Below are 622 nucleotides of genomic sequence, written 5' to 3' on the forward strand. Positions count from 1 at the left end.
CGGCGGACGGCCATATCCTGGTGGTGGGCGCCGGGGGCGGGCTGGACACGCGGGCGATGGCCCGGTTCGCGCCGGGCTGGCGGTTCACCGGGGTCGATCCGGCGGCCAAGATGCTGGATCTGGCCCGGGTGGTCCTGGGCGACGAGATCAATCCGCGGGTGGAGTTGATCGAGGGCGGGGTCGAGGCGGCGCCCGAGGGACCGTTCGACGGGGCCACCCTGATTCTGGTGCTGGGGCTGATCCCCGATGACGGGTCGAAGCTCAGGACGCTTCAGGAGATCCGGCGGCGCCTGAAGCCGGGCGCGGCCTTCGTGCTGGTGGACCGCTGCGACGATGCGGACAGCCCCGATTTCGACCGCAACATCGACCGCTACATCGCCTATGCGACGGCCAGCGGCGTCGATCCCGACACCCTGGGCAACGCCCGGGCCAGCCACCGGGCGAACAAGGCCATGGCGACCGCCGCGCGCGACGAGGCGCTCCTCAAGGAGGCCGGGTTCAGCGGCGTCCATACCTTCTATTTCGCCATGAATTGGCAGGGCTGGGTGGCCTACGCATGAGACCTGTCTTCATCAATGTCGGCGAGCGGACCAACGTCACCGGCTCGGCCAAATTCCGCAAG

The 622-nt window shown here is 69.3% G+C and carries 1 protein-coding gene; it reads left to right on the forward strand.

Features of this window, described 5'->3' with window-relative positions:
* A partial coding sequence (locus MBEBAB_RS14775) for a class I SAM-dependent methyltransferase (protein WP_045319486.1) occupies positions 1-560 on the forward strand: 560 nt, incomplete at its 5' end.
* Positions 561-622 lie beyond the last annotated feature (62 nt).

The sequence above is a fragment of the Brevundimonas abyssalis TAR-001 genome (assembly GCF_000466985.1).
Taxonomy (GTDB): Bacteria; Pseudomonadota; Alphaproteobacteria; order Caulobacterales; family Caulobacteraceae; genus Brevundimonas; species Brevundimonas abyssalis.